Genomic DNA, 18,788 nt, shown 5'->3' on the forward strand with positions numbered 1-18,788 from the left:
TGCGATCCGACGTTATAACCGAAGGGAGGTCCCGTGACGAAGGCGGAGATTGCCTACGACCTCGTCCGCGAACAGCTGCTCCGGGGCGACCTGGTGCCGGGCGCGGTCATCCCGCAGGCCGCCCTCGCCCGCGAGCTCGGCGTGAGTACGACGCCGTTGCGCGAGGCGCTGCGCCGGCTGATGACCGAGGGCCTGGTCGAGCTCGACGCGCACCGCGACGCGCGCGTCACCCGGCTGACCCTGGAGGAGGCCCGCGACCTGATCGAAGTACGCCGTTCCCTCGACCCGCTCGCAGCCGGCCTGGCCGCAGAGCGCCGTACTCGCGAGGACCTCGCAGTGATCCGGCAGGCGGCCGAGGAGTTGCGGCCGCTGCGCACCGACCCCGCAACGGCTGAGCTGCTCACGCACCGGCGCTTCCACGTGGCGATCTACACGGCGTCGCACAACCAGTTGCTGGTGCAGAATCTGGACGGCCTCTGGGACAAGGCCGACCGGTACCGCAGGCTGGCCCTCGAGGACGGCCGGACCGAGGCGGACCTGGACCGCACGCACTCCGAGCACCGCGCCCTGGTCGACGCGGTCGCCGCCGGTGATTCCGCCACCGCGACGACGGTGATGCTGGCGCATGTCGAAGCCAGCCTCGGTGCGCGCGCCGTCGCCCGCCTGACATCCGTCGCCGCCGAGCCCGCTGCCCGGTCCCTTCGAGGGATCCGAGGAGGACGCGCATGAGTGACGTGTGGACCGGATACCAGCACCGCGCGGTCGATGCGGACGGCTGGACGACGTTCTGGCGACTGGATCCGCGTGGTCACGACTTCCAGCTGTCCGACTGGTCCGGCGATCCGGATCGCGCCGGCCATCGGCTGTGGGAGCGTGCCGCGACCCCCGCGGGCGTGCGCGGAGCCTGGCGTACTTCGGCGACATCGGTCGAGCTGGAGATCCGGGCGGCGCTCTCCATCTACACCAGGATCGCGCCCGTCGACGTCCTCGTCGACGGCGAGCTGCACCAGCGGTGCGCGGTGGAAGAGGGCGAGCAACGGCTGACGATCGAGCTGCCGGGGCGGCCGGTCGAGGTCGAGATCTGGCTCCCCCAGGCCGGGAAGATCGAGCTCCGGGAGTTCTCCTTCGACGGTGAGGCCGAGCCGCTGGCGCCGACCGGGCCGCGCTGGATCACCTACGGCAGCTCGATCACGCAAGCCGGCGGCGCGTACGGACCGTCGGAGACCTGGCCCGCGCTGGTCGCCCGAAAGCACGGCTGGCGCTGCGCCTCGCTCGGTTTCGCCGGCGAGTGTCACCTCGACCCCATCGCCGCCCGGACGATCCGCGACCTACCTGCCGAGTTGATCTCGCTGTGCCTCGGCATCAACATCCACGGCGGAGCAACCTTCAGCGGCCGCACTCTCCCCGGCCAGGTCGAGGCGTTCATCGCGACCGTTCGCGGGGGTCATCCGCAGACTCCGCTGGTCGTGATCACCCCGCTGCCCGCCCCGGACCGCGAAGGCAAGCCGAACGCGGTGGGCCTCACACTCGACGACGTCCGTGACTGCGTCGAGCTCGGCGCCCGGACCGATCCCGGCGTACAGGTGATCGACGGCCGGACCATCCTCAGCGCGGACGAAGCCCGGGCCCTGTATGCGGACGAGGTGCATCCAGGGCCCGACGGCTATCGACTGATCGGCGAACGCCTCGCCGGGCGGCTCACTCAGCTGGGCTGAGACTCGTGCCCAACGCCTGCCAGTCCAGGACCGGCGCGGCCAGCTTGCTGATCGTGGCCAGCAGGCCGAGCCGCGCCGCCTTGATCTCCGGCTCCTTCGCCATCACGAGAATCTCGTCGAAGAAGGTGTTCACCGGCTCGACCAGGACCGACGCGGCGACGACGAAGTCGGCCAGGCCGGTCGGCGCCTGCCCGATCTTCTGCACGGCCTCGTGCAGCACGACCTCGGCGGGCTCGGTCAGCTTGCTCGCGTCGTACGACGCCTCGGTGTCCTCGGGGACGATCCGGCGTACGCGCTGGAGAACGGCGACCAGGTCGGCGAAGTCGCTGTTGCCGGCCAGGTCCTGCAGCGCCTTCAGCGTCTCGTCGGCCGCTGCCGGAGCAGTTGCCAACGGCAGCACCGCGGCCACCTGCAGGTGATCGTCACCCCGGTCGAGCAGCTGCTGCTCGTACCGCCGGACGGTGAACTCGGCCACCTCGTCCAGCGAGTCCGCCGGTACGTCGATGCCCTGGGCACCGATCTCCGCCGCGGCCGCCTGCAGACCCACCGGCAGGGTGATCTCCCGCAGCGAAGGGTGCTCGCGCAGGATCGCGACCACACCCGCGGCAGCACGGCGCAGCGCGAACGGGTCCGAGCTTCCGGTCGGCTTCGCACCGACACCGAACAATCCGGCCAGCAGGTCGAACCGGTCCGCCAGCGCGAGCAGCGCACCCGGAGTCGTCGACGGCACCGGGTCACCGGCCGACCGCGGCAGCTCCATGTCGAACAGCGCCTGGGCAACGCCCTCGGTCTCCCCGGCGCGACGCGCGTACTCGCGGGCCATCGTGCCGGCCAGGCTGGTCAGCTCGACCACCATCTGTGAACCCAGGTCGAACTTCGCCAGCTCGGCCGCCCGCTCGAGAGTGGTCAGCTCTTCGCCGTCGAGGCCCACCTTGGCGGCCAGCGCCAGCGCGATCCGGCCGATCCGGCCCGCGCGGTCGGCCATCGAACCGAGGCGCTCCTCGAAGGCCAGCTTCTCCAGCTCGCCCTTCATCGACTCCAGCGGGGTCTCGAGGTCGGCCCGCCAGAAGAACGCGGCGTCCTCGTACCGCGCCCGGAGTACGCCCTCGTTGCCCGCCCGGACCAGGTCCTCGTCCACCGAACCGTTGGCCACGGCAACGAAATGCGGGAGCAGCTTGCCGTCGGCGTCGCGGACCGGCAGGTACCGCTGGTGCTTGCGCATCACGGTCGTCAGGATCTCGCTCGGCAGCTCCAGGTAGTCCGCGGCGAACCCGCCGAGGATCGACGTGGGTTCCTCGATCAGGTTGACGATCTGCTCGACCAGCGCGGCCTCGCCGTCGAAGTCGATCGTGCCGTCGGCGCTCTTCGCGAGCTCACCGGCCGCCTCGACGATCTGCGCGCGGCGCTTGGCCGGGTCGGCCTCGATGCCGTGGATCCGCAGCAGGTCCAGATAGCCCTCGGCCGAGGCGATCTCCACCTTCGGCTGGGCGGCGGTCCGGTGCACCCGCGTGGTGCGGCCGGCCGCGAGCGTCGACACCGACACCGGAACGACCTGATCGCCCAGGAGGGCCACCAGCCAACGGATCGGGCGGGTGAACGACAGCTCAGCGTCGTTCCACCGCATGTTCTTGTCCGACCGCAGGCCGCTGACGATCTCGCTGAGCACGCCGCTCAGCACCTCGGCCGCGCTGCGACCCGGGTCCGGCTTCGTCACCGCGACGTACTCGACGCCGCCGACCTCCAGGTCGTGCAGCTCGCTGGGGTCGACCTTCTGACCGCGCGCGAACCCGGCGGCGGCCTTGGTGACATTGCCGTCGGCGTCGTACGCGGCGACCTTCTTCGGGCCGCGGACCACGCGCTCGGCGTCCGGCTCTCCGGCCTGGACCTCGGCGACGAAGGCGACCACGCGGCGCGGAGTTGCGTACGTCGTGATCGCGCCGTGGCCGAGCCGCGTCGCGGCCAGCTTCTCCTCGAGCGCCTTCCGCACGGCCGCGGCGGTCTTGGTGACCTCCGACGGCGGCATCTCCTCGGTGCCGATCTCGAAGGTCAGCTGCCGCGTGCCGGTGATCTTGGGGAACTCGGTCGGTGCGGCCGCCGCAGCCGGCAGCTCCGCGTGCCCGAGCGGGTACTGCAGCTCCTCACGCCGCTCGGCCCACAGCCGCGACACCTCGCGGGCCAGGGTCCGCATCCGGCCGAAGGCCTTCGCGCGTTCCGTCGTACTCACAGCACCGCGGGCGTCGAGCACGTTGAACGTGTGCGAACAGCGCAGCACCATGATGTGCGCGGGCACCGGGAGCCGGTCGTCGATCATCCGGCGGGCCTCGTTCGCGTACTCCTCGAACAGACGCTTCTGCGACTCCACGTCGGCGTCGTCGAGGTAGTAGCGGCTCATCTCGTACTCCGCCTGGCCGAACGCCTCGCCGTACGAGATGCCCGGCGCGTACGAGATGTCCTTGAAGTGCGAGACACCCTGCAGCGCCATCATGATCCGCTCGATGCCGTAGGTGATCTCCACCGACACCGGGTCGAGCGTCATGCCGCCGGCCTGCTGGAAGTACGTGAACTGGGTGATCTCCAGACCGTCCAGCCAGACCTCCCAGCCGAGACCCCAGGAGCCCGTCGCCGGGTTGGCCCAGTTGTCCTCGACGAACCGGATGTCGTGTGCGTGGATGTCGATCCCGAGCGCCTCGAGGCTGGACAGGAACAGCTCCTGCGGGTTGCCCGGGTCCGGCTTGAGCACCACCTGGAACTGGGTGTGGGTCTGCAGGCGGTTCGGGTTCTCGCCGTAGCGGCTGTCATCGGGCCGGACGCTCGGCTCGACGTACGCGACCCGCCACGGCTCGGGACCGAGCACCCGCAGGATCGTCGCCGGGTTCAGCGTCCCGGCTCCGACCTCGGTGTTGAACGGCTGCACGATCATGCAGCCCCGGTCGGTCCAGTACTTCGTCAGCGCGAGCAGCGCGTCCTGCATGGTGAGCACAGCAAACCTCAAGCCATCTTCGGGGGGGTGTTCGCAGCGAAGTCTATTAGGCCTGGGCGGGTGCTATCCCCCGGATTGCCAGCGTGAGCAACCGGTCGGCCTGAGCGGAGTCCTCACCACTGGCCAGCGAGATGCCGTTGACGAGCTTCAGCAGGTCCTCGATCCGCACATCCGCGGGCACAGCGCCGGTGTCCTGAGCGCGCTCCAGCAACCTCCGGCCGGCCGTGATCACCCGCGCATGCGCGTCCGAACCGCAGGCCGCGCCCAGCACCAGAGCGGTCGCCAGACCCCGGCTGCTGGTGGTGTGGCCGACCATCGTGCGGAGCCAGATCTGCAACGCCTGCAGGGGATCCGGATGATCGAGGAGCTCGTCGGCCTGCCCGCAGACCGCGTCGACGCTGCTCCGGAACACCGCCTCGAGCAGGGCGACCCGGCCGCCGAAGTGCCGGTGCAGGGTCGCCGACCCGACACCGGCGCGGCGGGCGATCTCCTCCAGCGACGCGTCGGCACCGTGCTCGGCGACCACCTCGGCCGCGACCGCGATCAGGCGGTCCCGGTTCCGCTGGGCGTCGGCGCGCATCGGGCAAGTCCCTTGACGTAAGTGGGGTGGTCCCCCATATCGTAGCGGACGATAAGCGGGGGACCACCCCACTTAAACGTGAGGAGACTTGAGATGCGCATTGGTCTGGCGTTCGGCGACGTCCGTGGACCGGCCCCGCTGGCCGAGATCACCCGGCAGATCCAGGAGGCGGCCGCGGCCGGGACGAGTGCTGCGTGGGTGACGCACGGCGTGGGCTGGGACGCCCTCACCACCCTGGCAGTCGCCGGCCCGACCGCTCCCGGCATCGAGCTCGGTACGGCGGTCGTACCGTTCCCGCAGCGGCACCCGCTCGTACTCGCGAAGCAGGCACTGACCGTGCAGGCGGCGATCGGCAACCGACTCACGCTCGGCATCGGCGCCGGCATCGCCCGGATGGTCAGCACGATGTACGGGCTGCCCACCGATCGGCCGGCTCGACGGATCCGCGAGTACCTCGAAGTACTGCGGCCACTGCTCCGCGGCGAGACGGTCGACCATCACGGCGAGACGTACACCGCGGTCGGCGCGATCGACCTTCCCGGGGCCGAGGCTCCGTCCGTCCTGCTTGCCGCACTGGGTCCGGCGATGCTGAAGGTCGCGGGCGAGCTGGCCGACGGCACGATCACCTGGATGACCGGACCCCAGACACTGAGCGAGTACGTCGTACCGTCGATCACTCGGGCCTCCGGTGGCCGCAGTCCGCGCATCGTGGCGGGGCTCGGTGTGTGTCTGACGTCCGCCGAGGACGACGTACGAGCGCGGTTCGCCGAGCAGTTCGCGCTGGCAGGGCAGGTTCCGGAGTACCGCGCGATGCTCGACCGGGAAGGCGCCGCCGGGCCGGCCGACGTGCTGGTCGTCGGCGACGAGGCCTCGATCGCGAAGCAGCTCGACCGGTTCCGCGACAGCGGCGCCACCGACCTGATGCTGGCGCCGATCGGCACCCGGGAAGAACAGACCCGCACGACCGAGTTCCTGTCTACAGTGTCGGGGTGACGGTTACGGATGCGCACGGGGCGGTCGACGCGGTCTGGCGGATCGAGTCGGCGCGGATCATCGCGGGTGTCGCGCGGATCGTGCGGGACGTCGGCCTGGCCGAGGAGCTGGCCCAGGACGCGCTGGTGGCGGCGCTGGAGCAGTGGCCGCAGTCCGGCGTACCGAACAATCCAGGCGCCTGGCTGATGGCGATCGCCAAGCGCCGGGCGATCGATCTGATCCGGCGCAAGGACACGTACCAGCGCAAGCTCGCCGAGATGGGGCACGAGCTCGAGATCGAGGGCGACAGTGTCGAGGACGACGTGGAGGCCATCCTCGAGGACCACATCGAGGACGATCTGCTCCGGCTGGTTTTCACCGCGTGTCACCCGGTGCTCACCATGGACGCCCGGGTGACGCTGACGCTGAAGCTGCTCGGTGGCCTGAAGACCGACGAGATCGCGCGCGCCTTCCTCGCCCCGGAGCCGACGATCGCGCAGCGGATCGTCCGGGCCAAGCGCAACCTGGCCAAGGCCGGCGTCGAGTTCGAGGTGCCGGCCGGGCCGGACCTGCTGGAGCGGCTGTCGTCCGTGCTCGAGGTCGTCTATCTCATTTACAACGAGGGGTACTCCGCGACCGCGGGCGACGACTGGATGCGCCCGGCGCTGTGCAACGAGGCGATGCGGCTGGGCCGCCTGATCGCGGAGCTGATGCCGACCGAGCCCGAAGTGCTCGGCCTGCTTTCGCTGATGGAGCTGCAGTCGTCCCGGGCCAACGCCCGCGTCGGGCCCGACGGCGAGCCGGTCCTCCTGCTCGACCAGGACCGCCGCCGCTGGGACCGGCTGCTGATCCGTCGCGGTCTCGAAGGGATCGAGCGGGCCTGGGCACTGGAGAAGCCACCCGGCCCGTACCTCCTGCAGGCCGCGATCGCCGCCTGCCACGCCCGGGCCGCCGACCCGGAGGACACCGACTGGGCCCGGATCGCCGGCCTCTACGCCGTACTGGCGCAGGTCACGCCGTCACCGGTGGTCGAGTTGAACCAGGCGGTCGCGATCTCGATGGCCTTCGGTCCCCAGCGCGGGCTGGAAGCCGTCGACGCGCTGGCCGACGAGCCGTCGCTGAAGGACTACCACCTGCTGCCGAGCGTGCGGGGCGATCTGCTGTTCAAGCTCGGCCGCCTGGCCGAGGCGCGCGAGGAGTTCGAGAAGGCGGCCGCACTGACCCGCAACGAGCGCGAACGCAAGCTGCTGCTCGTGCGGGCTGCCGCCTGCTAGCTCACTCCGCTTCGTGGAGGAGGACGGCGACCTGGGTCCGGTTGGCGACGTCCAGCTTGGCCATCAGCCGGGTGAGGTGGGCCTTGACCGTGGCGGTGCTGAGGTAGAGCTCGGCGGCGATCTCCCGATTGGTCCGGCCGCGGGCGATGGCGGTGGCGATCGCCCGCTCGCGATCGGTCAGGGCGTCGAGCAGGTCCCGCGCCCGCTGCCGGTCCCGGTCCGGCGTGGTGACGTGCTGGATCAGGCCGGCCAGGACGGACGGCGACAACACCGGTTCGCCGGCGGCTGCACGACGTACCGCGGCGACGATGTCGGCCGGGGGCGTGTGCTTCAGCACGAAACCGGCCGCCCCGGCGCGCAGCGCACGCAGTACCTGGTCGTCGGCGTCGTACGTCGTGAGCACGATGACCGCCGGCGCATCCGGCCGGTCGCGCAGCTGCGCGGTCGCGGTGATGCCATCGGCGCCCGGCATCTTGAGATCCATCAGCACGACGTCCGGGCGGGTCGACGCGACCAGATCGAGGACCTCCGCTCCGTCCTCGGCCTCCCCCGCGACGACCAGATCCGGTACGCCGCCGAGCATCGTCCGCAGACCCATCCGCACCAGCGGATCGTCGTCCACCAATAGCACCCGCAGCGGCCGGTCGCTCATGACGCCAAGGGTAGCCAGGCGGTCAGCCGGAAGGTCCCGCTCGCCGGCCCGTACCTGAGCCTTCCGCCGAGCAGCTCCACCCGCTCCCGCAATCCGATCAGCCCGAGCCCGGACCCCGGCACGGCCGCCTCCGTCGACCTGGCCAACTCGTTGCTGACGACAACAGTTAGCCCGTCGTCGGTGGCGAACTCGATCCGCACCGGCCGTCCCGGCGCGTGTTTGCGCGCATTGGTCAGCCCCTCCTGCACGACCCGGTACGCCGTCCGCCCGGCCGCCTCCGGGATCGTTGTCTCCGGCAACTCATCGGCCCGCACCGGCTGGCCGGACCGGACCGCGTCGTCGATCAGCTCGCCGATGCGGTGCAGCCCGGGCGTCCGCAGATCCGGATCGGGCGGCAGGCTGTCGTCCCGCAGTACGCCGATCACCTTCTGCAGGTCGGTGAGAATGTCGTGCGACGCGCCACGGATCACCTCCGCGGTCGCGGCCACGTCCTCGGCCGGCGCGTCCGGACGGAATGCCAACGCCCCGGCGTGCATGCTCAGCAACGAGATCCGGTGCGCGAGTACGTCGTGCATGTCGCGCGCGATCCGCAGCCGCTCGGAGCGACGGGCATGTTCGATCCGCGCCTTCTCCTCCACCTCGGCCCGGCGGATTCGTTGCGCGGCCTCATGCGCCAGCCGGAGCCGCAGCCGCAGGAACAGCCCGAGCTCGATGGCTCCGATCACCACGAGCACACCGAAGATCGGCCAGTAGACGTCAAAGCCCTGCCGCACAAGGAGGTTGATCGTCACCGCAGCCAGCGCAGATCCGGCCACCGCGAGCGCCTGCTGGTACCGGCGCCGCACCATGATCGATGCGACCGCCGCCGCGGCACCCGAGGTCGTGGAGACCGTCGTCACCGCCAGCAGGATCGCCACCACCGGAATCGGCCATCGGCGCCGGAACATCAGCAGGGCCGGCGCGACGACAGCCGCCACCGTGTCCAGCACGAGCCAGGCCATCGCCGGCCGCGGATCGGCCGTGAATTCTCCTGCCAGCGTCGTCGCAGCGACCAGGTAGGCCAGCAGCGTCAAGCAGACGTCGGCAACGCGTTGCCGACGCGGCCACGGCTGTTCCTCGTGCTCGTCCACCCTTCTGAGCCTAGGAGAACTCCGGTCCTGCCGGGGCACATTGTCGACGGTCGGCCAGCAGAACTAGCCATTTGGCTACTGCTGCCGGCCAGCATCGCGCAGCAGGCTGGAACCCATGATCAGAAGCCTTCTCTCCGCAGCGTTGAGCCTGCTGACCTTGGTGCCGGCAACCTCTCCCGCGAATCATGACGTCGTACGGATCCACGACGGGCTGGTGCGTGGTGCGGACGGCCCGTCCACCGTTACCTACCAGGGCATTCCGTACGCCGCCGCGCCGGTCGGCAAGCTGCGGTGGAGACCGCCGCGACCGCCCGCGTCCTGGTCCGGCGTGCGAGACGCGACCAAGCCCACTCCGTACTGCCCGCAACTCGGTGGTGACGGGCAACCGCTGGGCGGCACCTCGGAGGACTGCCTGTACCTGCACGTGACGGTGCCGAAGGCAACGTCGAACAACCCGCGGCCGGTGATGGTGTGGTCGCACGGCGGCGGATTCAACTCGGGCTCGGGAAGTCAGTACTTGCCGACGTCGCTGGCAACCGAGGGCAACGTCATCGTCGTAACGGTCGACTTCCGGATCGGTGTCTTCGGCAACTTCGGGCTCGCCGGCCTGCCCGGGTCCGGCACGTTCGGCCTGCAGGATCAGCAGGCCGCGCTCCGCTGGGTCCGGCAGAACATCGGGGCCTTCGGCGGAGACGCCCACAACGTGACGCTGTTCGGCGAGTCCGGCGGAGGGGTCGGGACTTGCGGACTGCTCACGTCACCAGGCGCCGGTGGCCTGATCGACCGCGCGATCATGCAGAGCGGATCCTGCCTGCTCAACTGGCCGCAGAACGGTCTTGCCATGGGCTATCCCGGGGGTTCGTTCTGGCATCCGATGACCCAGGTGCAGCAGGCCGGCAAGGCTGCGGCCGCGAAGCTGGGCTGCACCGGCAAGGACGCGCTGGAGTGTCTGCGGGGATTGGACACCGCGAGGGTGTTCACCGAGTCAGGCGCCTTCGGTTCCGTTGCCTACGGCAACCCGACGCTGCCGGTCGAGCCGGGGAAGGCGGTCCGGGCCGGCCTGTTCCCGCGGATCCCGGTCCTGTCCGGACACACCAAGGACGAGGCCCGTGCGATCGCATCCATCGCGGAGTTTCTGAAGATTCCGGTGACGAAGGACAACTACCGCACGCGGCTGACCGAGGCGTTCGGCGATCGGGCCGCAGCGGTCGAGGCCGCGTACCCGATATCGGCGTACGACGGCGAGCGGGCCGCGGCGCTGGGGTGGTCGGCGATGGACACCGACCGGGTCTTCGCGTGTACGCAACGGGCCACGACGGCGGCGTTCGCCCGGCACACGACGGCATATTCCTACGAGTTCGCGGATCCGGCGGCGCCCGGCTACGTCCCGTTCCCGGACGGCTTCCCGCCCGGATCGTCGCACGGGTCGGAGTTGAACTACTTGTTCGACGAGGCCGGCGGACCGTCGTACCAGCTGACTCCGGCCCAGGAACAGTTGGCGGCTCAGCTGCGCAAGTACTGGACCAACTTCGCCCGGACGGGCAACCCGAACGGTTCCGGTGCGCCGGCCTGGCCGCACTGGCCGAGCACCCAGCTCCTCGCTCCGGGAGCGACCCGTCCCATCGACGACGCCGGCAACCACCACTGCGATCTCTGGAGGTGAGCGCGATAGTGATCTACGTCACACCGAGTCGATGGGGAATCTCCGCGCTCGACGCAGTGGTGAGATCGTCACCCATCAGGAGGAGTCCACCATGAACACCGTCGTATCGAAGGACGGCACCACCATCGCCTACGACCGGCGCGGGAACGGGCCGGCGCTCGTCCTGGTCGACGGCGCGCTCTGCTCCCGCGCACAGGGCCCGATGCCCGCGGTCGCCGAGGCGCTCGCCGACCGGTTCACCGTCTTCAACTACGACCGGCGCGGCCGCGGCGACTCCGGCGACGCCGGCGCGTACGAGGTCGACCGGGAGATCGAGGACCTCGCCGCCGTGATCGAGGCCGCCGGCGGGTCGGCGTACGTCTACGGCTCGTCGTCCGGCGCGGCGCTCGCGCTCCGGGCCACGGCGGCCGGGCTGCCGATCGAGAAGCTGGTCGCGTTCGAGCCGCCGTACGTCGTCGACGACAGCCGCACGCAGATCCCGCGCAGCTGGGTCGCCGACCTGCAGGCGCTCGAGCCGGCGGACGCGATCAAGTACTTCTTCACCAAGGGGATCGGGCTGCCCGGGATCTTCGTCACGATGATGAAGCTGATGCCGGCCTGGAAGCCGATGAAGGCGATCGCGCACACCCTGCCGTACGACGCCCAGGTGGTCGGCGGCAACTGTTTCGGCGACCCGATGGACGCCTCCCAGTGGGCGGCGATCCAGCAGCCGGTGCAGGTGGTGAACGGCGGGAAGAGCCCGGCCTGGATGAAGACGTCGACCCGCGCGCTCGCCGACGCGATCCCGGGCGCCGGGCACACCGAAGTACCGGGTCAGAACCACGTGATCAAGGCGACCGCGATCGCCCCGGTGATCGCGGACTTCTGCCGCTGATGCGGATCGCCAGGCCATCACAATCGCGCCCGCCCGGCCCCGCTGAGCGGGAACCGGGCGGGCGCGATCGATTGTGATGCTGTGGAGATCCGCTGCTTGTCAGGCGCCGGCGATCAGCGCGCCGGCGCCGGAGCGGGCCGCGTCGAAGCGCGCCTGGGCGTCGGCCCAGTTGACGACGTTCCACCAGGCCTTGACGTAGTCCGGCTTCACGTTCTTGTACTGCAGGTAGAACGCGTGCTCCCACATGTCCAGCATCGCGATCGGGATCTGGCCGGCCGGCAGGTTGCCCTGCTGGTCGTAGAGCTGGTGGATCAGCAGCTGGCCACCCAGCGCGTCCCAGCCGAGGATCGCCCAGCCGGAGCCCTGGATCGTGGTCGCGCTCGCGGTGAAGTTCGCCTGGAAGCCGTCGAACGAGCCGAAGAACTCGTCGATCGCGGCGCCCAGCTCGCCGTCCGGCTTGTCGCCGCCGTCCGGGGACAGGTTCTTCCAGAAGATCGAGTGGTTGACGTGCCCACCGAGGTTGAAGGCGAGCGTCTTCTCCAGCCCGACGATCGCGCCGAAGTCACCCTTGTCGCGGGCCTCGGCCAGCTTGTCCAGGGTGTCGTTCAGACCCTTCACGTAGGTCGCGTGGTGCTTGTCGTGGTGCAGCTCCATGATCTCGCCGGCGATGCTCGGCGCCAGGGCGCTGTAATCGTAGGGGAGGTCGGGAAGCGTGTACGTGGTCAACTCTGCTCCTTCGTCGGGGCCCTCGGGGGCCGATATCTGCGATGTCCTGGGCCAGCGACACCAGCTTGAAACTTCAACCACGGTTGAGGTCAAGGAGCCACGCGGGCGAACGCGGCACCTCCGACCGGTGCCCGGTGCGATCGCCTTTACACCCCGGCGTACGTCCCGGACACCCCCAGCTTCACATACTCCACCCAGCGACCCACGAGTGAGTCTCACCGAACCGCGAGCACCAGCTTCCCGCGGGCCCGGCCGTCCTCCAGACGCCGGTGCGCAGCGGCCGCCTCGGCGAGCGGGAACACCTCCTCGACCTCGACCCGGAGCGCGCCGTTCTCGATCAGCTCGGCGATCTCACCGAGCGCATGACCGTCCGGCTCGACCAGGTACGACGCGACCCGAACACCCGACTCCGCGGCGCGCGCCAGCAGCTCCGGCGACGTCCCTGACGGCACTGCGACCACCAGGCCGCCCCGCCTGGTGACGGCCACGGATTGGGCCAGAGTGGTCTCGCTGCCGATCAGATCCACCACGACGTCGATGTCGCCGGTCGCCGCGGCGAGATCCTGCGAGTGGTAGTCGATCACCTCGTCCGCACCGAGTCCGCGGAGCCACTCGTGCTTGCCGGCGCTCGCCGTACCGACGACGTGCGCACCGAGCTCCTTGGCGATCTGCACGGCCAGATGACCCACTCCCCCGCCGGCCGCGTGGATCAGCACCCGCTGGTCCTTCTGTACGTCGGCGAGCGCGGTCAGGATCTGGTACGCCGTGAGCCCCGCGAGCGGAACCGCCGCGGCCTGGACGTGATCGATGGTGGCGGGCTTGCGCGCGAAGTGCCGCGACGGCGCGGTCACGTACTCGGCGTACGCCGAGGCAGCCCGCGGGAACCACGGCATCCCGTAGACCTCGTCGCCGACGGCAACCGTGTGCACGCCGTGCCCGACCGCCTCCACGACGCCGCTGACGTCCCAGCCGAGGATCAACGGCGGCTCGCCGAGCAGCCCGGCCACCCCCTGGCCGGCTCGCGTCTTCGCGTCCACCGGGTTCACCCCGGCCGCCTCCACGCGCACCAGGATCTCGGTCGGCAACGGCTCCGGCCGGTCGGTGTCGATGAGCTTCAGGACCTCGGGTCCGCCGTACGTGTCTTGACTGATTGCTCTCATGGCCCGGAAGCTATCGTGAGGGACCTAGTTTCCCACAAGGACTACTGCTACCCTTTGGGAAGTATGACGACCAAGTGCACGACCGGCGCCCACGACAAGCACGACGTCTATGCGTCGCAATGCCCGTGCCGGGACGTCCTCGACCTGCTCGCGAACAAGTGGGCCGCCCTCGCGATCGGCGCGATGGAGGACGGCCCACTGCGGTTCGGCGAGCTGCAGCGGCGGCTGCAGGGCATCAGTCCGAAGGTGCTGACCCAGACGCTGCGGCGGCTGGAGGACGGCGGGTTCGTCGACCGGGAGATCTTCCCGGCGGTGCCGTTGCACGTGGAGTACTCGCTGACCGACATCGGCCGGAGCGTGTCGAAGCCGCTAGGCGCGCTGCGCACCTGGGTGGAAGCCCACCTCGACCAGCTGAGCGCATAGCGCCTCCGCGAACGGGCCGGGCTGGTCGGCGAAGCCGGTGTGGCCGCCCGGAAAGCGGGTCGGCTCGACGCCGAGCTGCTCGGCCAGCGCCGACGAGGTCCGCTCACACAGCTGCCCGACCGACTCCGTGCCGATCCCCACGATCACGTGAGCCTCAGCCAGCTTCTGCACCTCCGGCATCCAGGTGATCGTCTCCCGCATCTCATGGTCGAACCAGAAGTGTTCGGCGGCGACCTGCTGTGGGTCACGTTCGCCGCTGAACATCGCCTCGACGACCTCGTCCGGCACCGGCAGGTTGGCCAGCTTGAAGAACTGCTGCCAGGCGCCGACCACGTCACCGGCCAGGTAGTCGGCCATCAGCTTCTCGGACTTCGCCAGCAGCTCGTCGCCGTCGGCCACCAGCCGATCCAGCGGCGGCTCGTGTGCGATCACGGCGCGCACGACCTCCGGGTACCCCTGGGCGAGGGCCAGCACGCTGACCGCTCCCCCGCTCGAGCCGAGCACGACGGCAGAGCCGGCGTCGACGTGCCGGATCAGCCGGGCCAGATCGTCGGCCCGCTGCGCGGGTCGCGACGTACCGCCGGGATCGAGCTTGCTCCGCTTCACCCCGCGCGGATCGGCCGTCAGGACCGTGTAGTCACCGGCCAGCAGGTCGGCCAGCGGCGCGAACGAGTCCGCGTCCATGGGTGCGCCGATCAGGACCACCAACGGTCCTGATCCGCGCACCTCGTAGTACAACTCCGCCTCGGGAACCACCAATGTGTTGTTCATGCCACCTCCACGAACGACGGTGGCACGAATGGACATCAGTTCTGGAAGACGTCCGAGTCCGGGCCGAAATCCGCCTCGTCGACGACCCGGCGTACCTCGACCTCGTCGCCGAGCGCCTCGGCCAGCCGGGCGGCCCACTCGATCGCCTCGTCACGGTTGCGGACCTCGACGACGATCACGCCGCCGACCAGCTCCTTGGTCTCGGCGAACGGGCCGTCGGTGACCGTACGCCGGCCGTCGTCGACCTTCACCCGGGCGCCGAGCGAACTGCGGTGCACGCCCTCCGCGAACAGCAGCACTCCGGCCTTCGACAGGTCCTCGACCACTTTGCCGACCCCCTCGCCGACCTCCGGCGGCGGGAACTTCCCGGCCTCGCTGTCGGCGTCTGCCTTGTTGATGATCATGTAGCGCATCGCTGCTGCTCCTCGTCGTGTCGGTCGATCTCTTACTCTCACGTCGAGCGGACGCATGCCAGATCGACACCCCAGGTCAGACCAAGTCGGCCGTCAGCCGATACAGCCGCCGGGCGTCGTCCGGGTCGAAGGTCTTCAGGCCGGGATCGACCGGTTTCCCGACCGCGCGCAGGATCAACCGCTCGTCCGGTTGCGCGTCCATCACCGCGAGGGTGTCCTCGACGCTCTGCGCCGGTGGCTTCGCGAAGAGCGCCGCGCTCAGCTTGGCCACGGTCCGGAGCGGCTGCGGCAGATGGTTCGTGCCGCTCTTCGTGTATGGCGGCTGCACACCGAAGTACTTCGTCCGGCCGTCCGGATGGTTCTGCAGGTAGTGCACGGCGAGCAGGTCGTTCGCCCGGCCGCCGCTCATCGTCGCCTGGACCATGCTGAACTTCTTGGCGAACTGCAGGTCGTCCCAGTTGACCGCGCCCTTGGTGATCCCGGTCGCGCCGAGGTTGGTGATGATCGGCGTCTCGCCCCGCTCGAGCAGATCGGTCAGGCCGTAGCTCAGGATGAAGCGGCTCAGGTAGTACAGCACGAACGTGCCTTCGAGCCCGTCGACCGTCTCCCGGCGCTTCACGAACGGGAGCATCGCGGCCAGCACCACTGCGTCCAGTGCTTCGTGCCGCGCCGCCACCTCCTTGATCACCCGATGGTTCTCGGCGATCGACAGCAGGTCGGCCTGCACGTACGCCGCCTCGCCGTTGAGGGCGGCCGCGTCCCGGAGGAACAGTTCGCCGCGGGACGGCGTCCTGCCGATCACCGTCACACGCGCACCGCGGCGCAGGTAGTGCAGGGCGATCTCGCGGCCCATCCCGGTGGTCCCGCCGGCCACCACGTTCTTCATAACTCAGCTCCTAAGTCATCGATCGGTGACTTAGACCGTAGGCGCCGGCTGGGTACCATGTCAACGATCGATGACTTGGAGGCCCTGATGGCGCACAAGCGGGACCGGGAGGCGACGCGGGCGCGGTTGCTGGAGTGCTCGCGGCTCCGGTTCGCCCGGGACGGGTACGACGGGACGAGCGTCCGCGACGTGGCCGGGGACGTCGGCGTGGATCCGGCGCTGGTGTTCCGGTACTTCGGGTCCAAGTCGGCGCTCTTCACCGAGGCGATGGCCGGCTCGTCGGCTCCCGTCGTACTGCCGGACGGCCCGGTCGAGGACCTGCCCGCGAAGCTGATGCACCAGCTCGTGTTCGAGGACTGGTCGGAGTACGCCGGTGAGCACCCGTTGATCGCGATGCTCCGGTCCGCCGGCCACGAAGACACCAAGGATCGTCTCCGGCAGCAGATCTGCGAGGGCTACCTGGACGTCCTGTCACAACTTGCCGACGGCAACGAAGACAAGAACCTGCGGACCGAGCTCTTCGGCGCCTGGCTCCTCGGCATCGGCATCCTCCGCACCGCCGTCGGCACCCCAACGTTGTCGAAGGCAACAGAAGACGAGCTCCGGCCGCACCTGGCCGCGGTCGCCGAAGCTCTCTTCGGCAGGCCGGTGCCGGTCGGCGACTAGTCGGCCAGTGCTTCGGCGATCGATCGCGGCGCACGGACCGGGGAGAACTGCAGGTTGCCGGCCGGCATCATCCAGGTCATCACCTCGACCGCGAGGCGGCCGGCCCGCACCGCCGGATCGGCCTCGGCGTGCTGCCGAGCAGTCGCGGCGTCCACCGACCAGACGGAGAAGCCGCGGAAGCGCTCGTCGTCCTGGTCGACCAGCGGTCCGCGAGCCAGCACCAGTCCGCGATCCTGCAGGTCGGCGCCATGGGCGAGATGGCGGTCCTGCAGGTCGGCGGCCTCGTCGTCCGTCATCGCCGGTGCATCGGGGCGCAGCGTCAGCAGGATCACGGTGTACCGGTCGAAGCGCATAGGGCCAAGCTACGCGGTCCCGACGCTCAGTTCGGCTGGTCGCCGTTGGGGTTGTAGGCGCAGGCGTCGGCGAGGTTCTGGGTCGGGCCCGGGGGTGGAGTGGTGGTCGTGGTGCCCGGCTTGCGTGGGGTGCTGGGGGTCGTCGGCGTCGCGGACGGGGCAGGGGTGGACTCGAGGGCGTTCTCGACGGTGTCGCGGAGGGCCTGGTAGTCCGGGTGGAGGTACTTGAGCCGGAGCTTCTCCGAGTCCAGCGTCACGTTGGAGACGGTGCCGGACTTGACCTTGAGCGCGAGCTGGACCATCGCTGGGAGCAGCTCCTGCGGGATGTCGGTCCGGAGCAGATGCTGACCGGCCTTCGCGATCGCCTTGTACTTCGTGACGAGGGTCTGCGGATCCGCCGCGTCGACGATGCTCTTGATCACGCAGCGCTGACGGACCTGCCGCTGGTCGTCGTCGGCGCCGTACCGCCCGCGGGCGAACCAGAGCGCGTGCCGCCCGTCGAGGTGCTGCTTCGGGCCGGGCTCGATCCACTCCTTCGGCGGGATGTGCGAGCTGCTGATGCCGCCCATCGCGACCCGCTCGTTGACGTTGACGGTGATCCCACCGAGCGCGTCGACGATCTCCGGGAAGCTCTGCAGGTTGACCTGCAGGTAGTAGTCGAGCTTCAGCCCGAGCGCCTCGCCGACCGACTGCTTGACCACGTCCGCGCCCTCGTTGTCCGACGGGCCGAGGATGCCCGGATGCGCGTCCGGGATGTTCTGGTACATCGCGGTCAGCATCCACTCGAGCCGGCCGTCGAGGCTGAGCCCCTCCTTGCCGAAGCCGTCCGGGTAGTACTTGTACAGCGGCGAGTCCTTCGGGAACGGCATGAAGGTGAGGTTGCGCGGCAAAGAGATCAGCGCGGTGTTGCCGGTCCTGGTGTCGATGCTCGCGACGATCACCGTGTCGGTCCGCACGCCCTCCCGGCTCGGCGCGTCGTCGCCGCCGAGCAGCAGCAGGTTCAGCCGCGGTTTGTCCTCCCACGGGTCCTTCACGTTGACCGTCGTCGGCCGGGTCGCGCTCTTGCTCTCGCCCTGCGCCTGGAACACGTCCTGAACGAGGGTCCGCTGCGCGAGCACAGTCTGGACGCCGACGGCGGCGGGCGCGGCGATCGCGAAGCAGAGGATCCCGACGAACCCGGCCCCGAGGGCCCGGCCGCCCGCGCCGCCTGTTGCCGGACGCAACGACCGGTGCGAGGCGACGATCACGACGATCCAGAGGAACCCGACCACGCCGATCAGCACCGACGTCATCAGCAGCCGGCTAGGTACGACGGCGGCCGCGAGGACCTCGTCCCGCCGGGTCAGTGCGACGTACACGCCGAGGCCGACGAGCCCGAGGAACAGGGTGAGAACGAACGCGCCGATCCGTCGGCGGCCGCCGACGATCAGCCCGAGTCCTGGAAGCAGTGCGCCCAAGAGGGTCAGCCCCAGCAACTTCGGCACCGATCGTGGCCGTGTCGTCGCCGCGCGCGCACGTCTCCCCATTGGCTCCCCTGTCGCCGTCCCGCC

19 protein-coding genes are annotated in these 18,788 nt (G+C 70.0%); 8 read left to right on the forward strand and 11 right to left on the reverse strand.

What is annotated here, in order from left to right; genetic code table 11:
• Positions 1–33 precede the first annotated feature (33 nt).
• Together OHA18_RS07515 and OHA18_RS07520 are read left to right on the forward strand one after the other, a co-directional pair.
• Positions 34–729 carry a GntR family transcriptional regulator gene (locus OHA18_RS07515; protein ID WP_329003062.1) on the forward strand — a complete coding sequence of 232 codons (696 nt, stop codon included), beginning with the start codon at positions 34–36 and terminating at the stop codon, positions 727–729.
• Positions 726–1,715: a GDSL-type esterase/lipase family protein gene (locus tag OHA18_RS07520; protein ID WP_329003064.1), complete on the forward strand. Its 990-nt coding sequence runs from the start codon at positions 726–728 to the stop codon at positions 1,713–1,715. The genes OHA18_RS07515 and OHA18_RS07520 overlap by 4 nt, the downstream gene beginning before the upstream one ends.
• Here the strand turns inward: OHA18_RS07520 and OHA18_RS07525 are convergent.
• Together OHA18_RS07525 and OHA18_RS07530 are read right to left on the reverse strand one after the other, a co-directional pair.
• The gene (locus OHA18_RS07525; RefSeq protein ID WP_329006071.1) at positions 1,699–4,686 is read right to left on the reverse strand and encodes a glycine--tRNA ligase; all 2,988 of its coding nucleotides are present in this window, start codon (positions 4,684–4,686) and stop codon (positions 1,699–1,701) included. The two genes, OHA18_RS07520 and OHA18_RS07525, sit on opposite strands and share 17 nt — an antisense overlap.
• A 55-nt stretch (positions 4,687–4,741) precedes the next feature.
• The gene (locus tag OHA18_RS07530; RefSeq protein WP_329003065.1) at positions 4,742–5,275 is read right to left on the reverse strand and encodes a TetR/AcrR family transcriptional regulator; all 534 of its coding nucleotides are present in this window, start codon (positions 5,273–5,275) and stop codon (positions 4,742–4,744) included.
• A gap of 93 nt (positions 5,276–5,368) precedes the next feature.
• Here OHA18_RS07530 and OHA18_RS07535 point away from each other — a divergent pair, with 93 nt between their 5' ends.
• Positions 5,369–6,268, forward strand: a complete 900-nt coding sequence (locus OHA18_RS07535; RefSeq protein WP_329003066.1) for a TIGR03564 family F420-dependent LLM class oxidoreductase — start codon at positions 5,369–5,371, stop codon at positions 6,266–6,268.
• On the forward strand, positions 6,265–7,521 hold the full coding sequence (locus OHA18_RS07540) for an RNA polymerase sigma factor (protein WP_329003067.1): 1,257 nt from the start codon (positions 6,265–6,267) through the stop codon (positions 7,519–7,521). The genes OHA18_RS07535 and OHA18_RS07540 overlap by 4 nt, the downstream gene beginning before the upstream one ends.
• 1 nt (position 7,522) lies before the next feature.
• Here the strand turns inward: OHA18_RS07540 and OHA18_RS07545 are convergent, their stop codons facing one another.
• Together OHA18_RS07545 and OHA18_RS07550 are read right to left on the reverse strand one after the other, a co-directional pair.
• Positions 7,523–8,173 (reverse strand): response regulator transcription factor, encoded by a 651-nt coding sequence (locus tag OHA18_RS07545; protein WP_329003069.1) that lies wholly within the window; start codon positions 8,171–8,173, stop codon positions 7,523–7,525.
• Complete coding sequence (locus OHA18_RS07550) at positions 8,170–9,303, reverse strand: sensor histidine kinase (protein WP_329003070.1); 1,134 nt, start codon at positions 9,301–9,303, stop codon at positions 8,170–8,172. Before OHA18_RS07550 ends, OHA18_RS07545 begins: the two co-directional genes overlap by 4 nt.
• Before the next feature lie 115 nt (positions 9,304–9,418).
• Between OHA18_RS07550 and OHA18_RS07555 the strand changes: the two genes are divergently transcribed.
• Positions 9,419–10,966, forward strand: a complete 1,548-nt coding sequence (locus OHA18_RS07555; RefSeq protein ID WP_329003071.1) for a carboxylesterase/lipase family protein — start codon at positions 9,419–9,421, stop codon at positions 10,964–10,966.
• Positions 10,967–11,057: 91 nt separating this feature from the next.
• Positions 11,058–11,840: an alpha/beta fold hydrolase gene (locus OHA18_RS07560; protein WP_329003073.1), complete on the forward strand. Its 783-nt coding sequence runs from the start codon at positions 11,058–11,060 to the stop codon at positions 11,838–11,840.
• A gap of 99 nt (positions 11,841–11,939) precedes the next feature.
• Here the strand turns inward: OHA18_RS07560 and OHA18_RS07565 are convergent, their stop codons facing one another.
• Together OHA18_RS07565 and OHA18_RS07570 are read right to left on the reverse strand one after the other, a co-directional pair.
• On the reverse strand, positions 11,940–12,566 hold the full coding sequence (locus tag OHA18_RS07565; protein WP_329003075.1) for a superoxide dismutase: 627 nt from the start codon (positions 12,564–12,566) through the stop codon (positions 11,940–11,942).
• Between the two features lie 215 nt (positions 12,567–12,781).
• Positions 12,782–13,726, reverse strand: a complete 945-nt coding sequence (locus OHA18_RS07570) for an NADP-dependent oxidoreductase (RefSeq protein WP_329003076.1) — start codon at positions 13,724–13,726, stop codon at positions 12,782–12,784.
• Between the two features lie 63 nt (positions 13,727–13,789).
• On the opposite strand from OHA18_RS07570, the gene OHA18_RS07575 reads away from it, so the two are divergent.
• Positions 13,790–14,149: a winged helix-turn-helix transcriptional regulator gene (locus OHA18_RS07575; protein WP_329003077.1), complete on the forward strand. Its 360-nt coding sequence runs from the start codon at positions 13,790–13,792 to the stop codon at positions 14,147–14,149.
• On the opposite strand, the gene OHA18_RS07580 is transcribed toward OHA18_RS07575, so the two are convergent.
• The 3 genes from OHA18_RS07580 to OHA18_RS07590 all read right to left on the reverse strand — a co-directional run bounded on the left by OHA18_RS07580 (position 14,096) and on the right by OHA18_RS07590 (position 16,219).
• Positions 14,096–14,920, reverse strand: coding sequence for an alpha/beta fold hydrolase (locus OHA18_RS07580; protein WP_329003078.1), 825 nt, complete (start codon positions 14,918–14,920; stop codon positions 14,096–14,098). The genes OHA18_RS07575 and OHA18_RS07580 overlap by 54 nt on opposite strands.
• A gap of 35 nt (positions 14,921–14,955) precedes the next feature.
• Positions 14,956–15,333, reverse strand: a complete 378-nt coding sequence (locus tag OHA18_RS07585) for a YciI family protein (RefSeq protein ID WP_329003080.1) — start codon at positions 15,331–15,333, stop codon at positions 14,956–14,958.
• A gap of 76 nt (positions 15,334–15,409) precedes the next feature.
• A complete protein-coding gene (locus OHA18_RS07590; RefSeq protein WP_329003082.1) occupies positions 15,410–16,219 on the reverse strand; it encodes an SDR family NAD(P)-dependent oxidoreductase in 810 nt (269 codons plus the stop codon).
• 57 nt (positions 16,220–16,276) lie between these two features.
• Between OHA18_RS07590 and OHA18_RS07595 the strand changes: the two genes are divergently transcribed.
• Complete coding sequence (locus OHA18_RS07595) at positions 16,277–16,885, forward strand: TetR/AcrR family transcriptional regulator (RefSeq protein WP_329003083.1); 609 nt, start codon at positions 16,277–16,279, stop codon at positions 16,883–16,885.
• On the opposite strand, the gene OHA18_RS07600 is transcribed toward OHA18_RS07595, so the two are convergent.
• Both OHA18_RS07600 and OHA18_RS07605 read right to left on the reverse strand, forming a co-directional pair.
• Positions 16,882–17,238 carry a YciI family protein gene (locus tag OHA18_RS07600; protein ID WP_329003084.1) on the reverse strand — a complete coding sequence of 119 codons (357 nt, stop codon included), beginning with the start codon at positions 17,236–17,238 and terminating at the stop codon, positions 16,882–16,884. The two genes, OHA18_RS07595 and OHA18_RS07600, sit on opposite strands and share 4 nt — an antisense overlap.
• Before the next feature lie 26 nt (positions 17,239–17,264).
• Positions 17,265–18,722, reverse strand: coding sequence for an LCP family protein (locus OHA18_RS07605; protein ID WP_329003085.1), 1,458 nt, complete (start codon positions 18,720–18,722; stop codon positions 17,265–17,267).
• Positions 18,723–18,788: the final 66 nt, after the last annotated feature.

It is taken from the genome of Kribbella sp. NBC_00709 (assembly GCF_036226565.1).
Taxonomy (GTDB): domain Bacteria; phylum Actinomycetota; class Actinomycetes; order Propionibacteriales; family Kribbellaceae; genus Kribbella.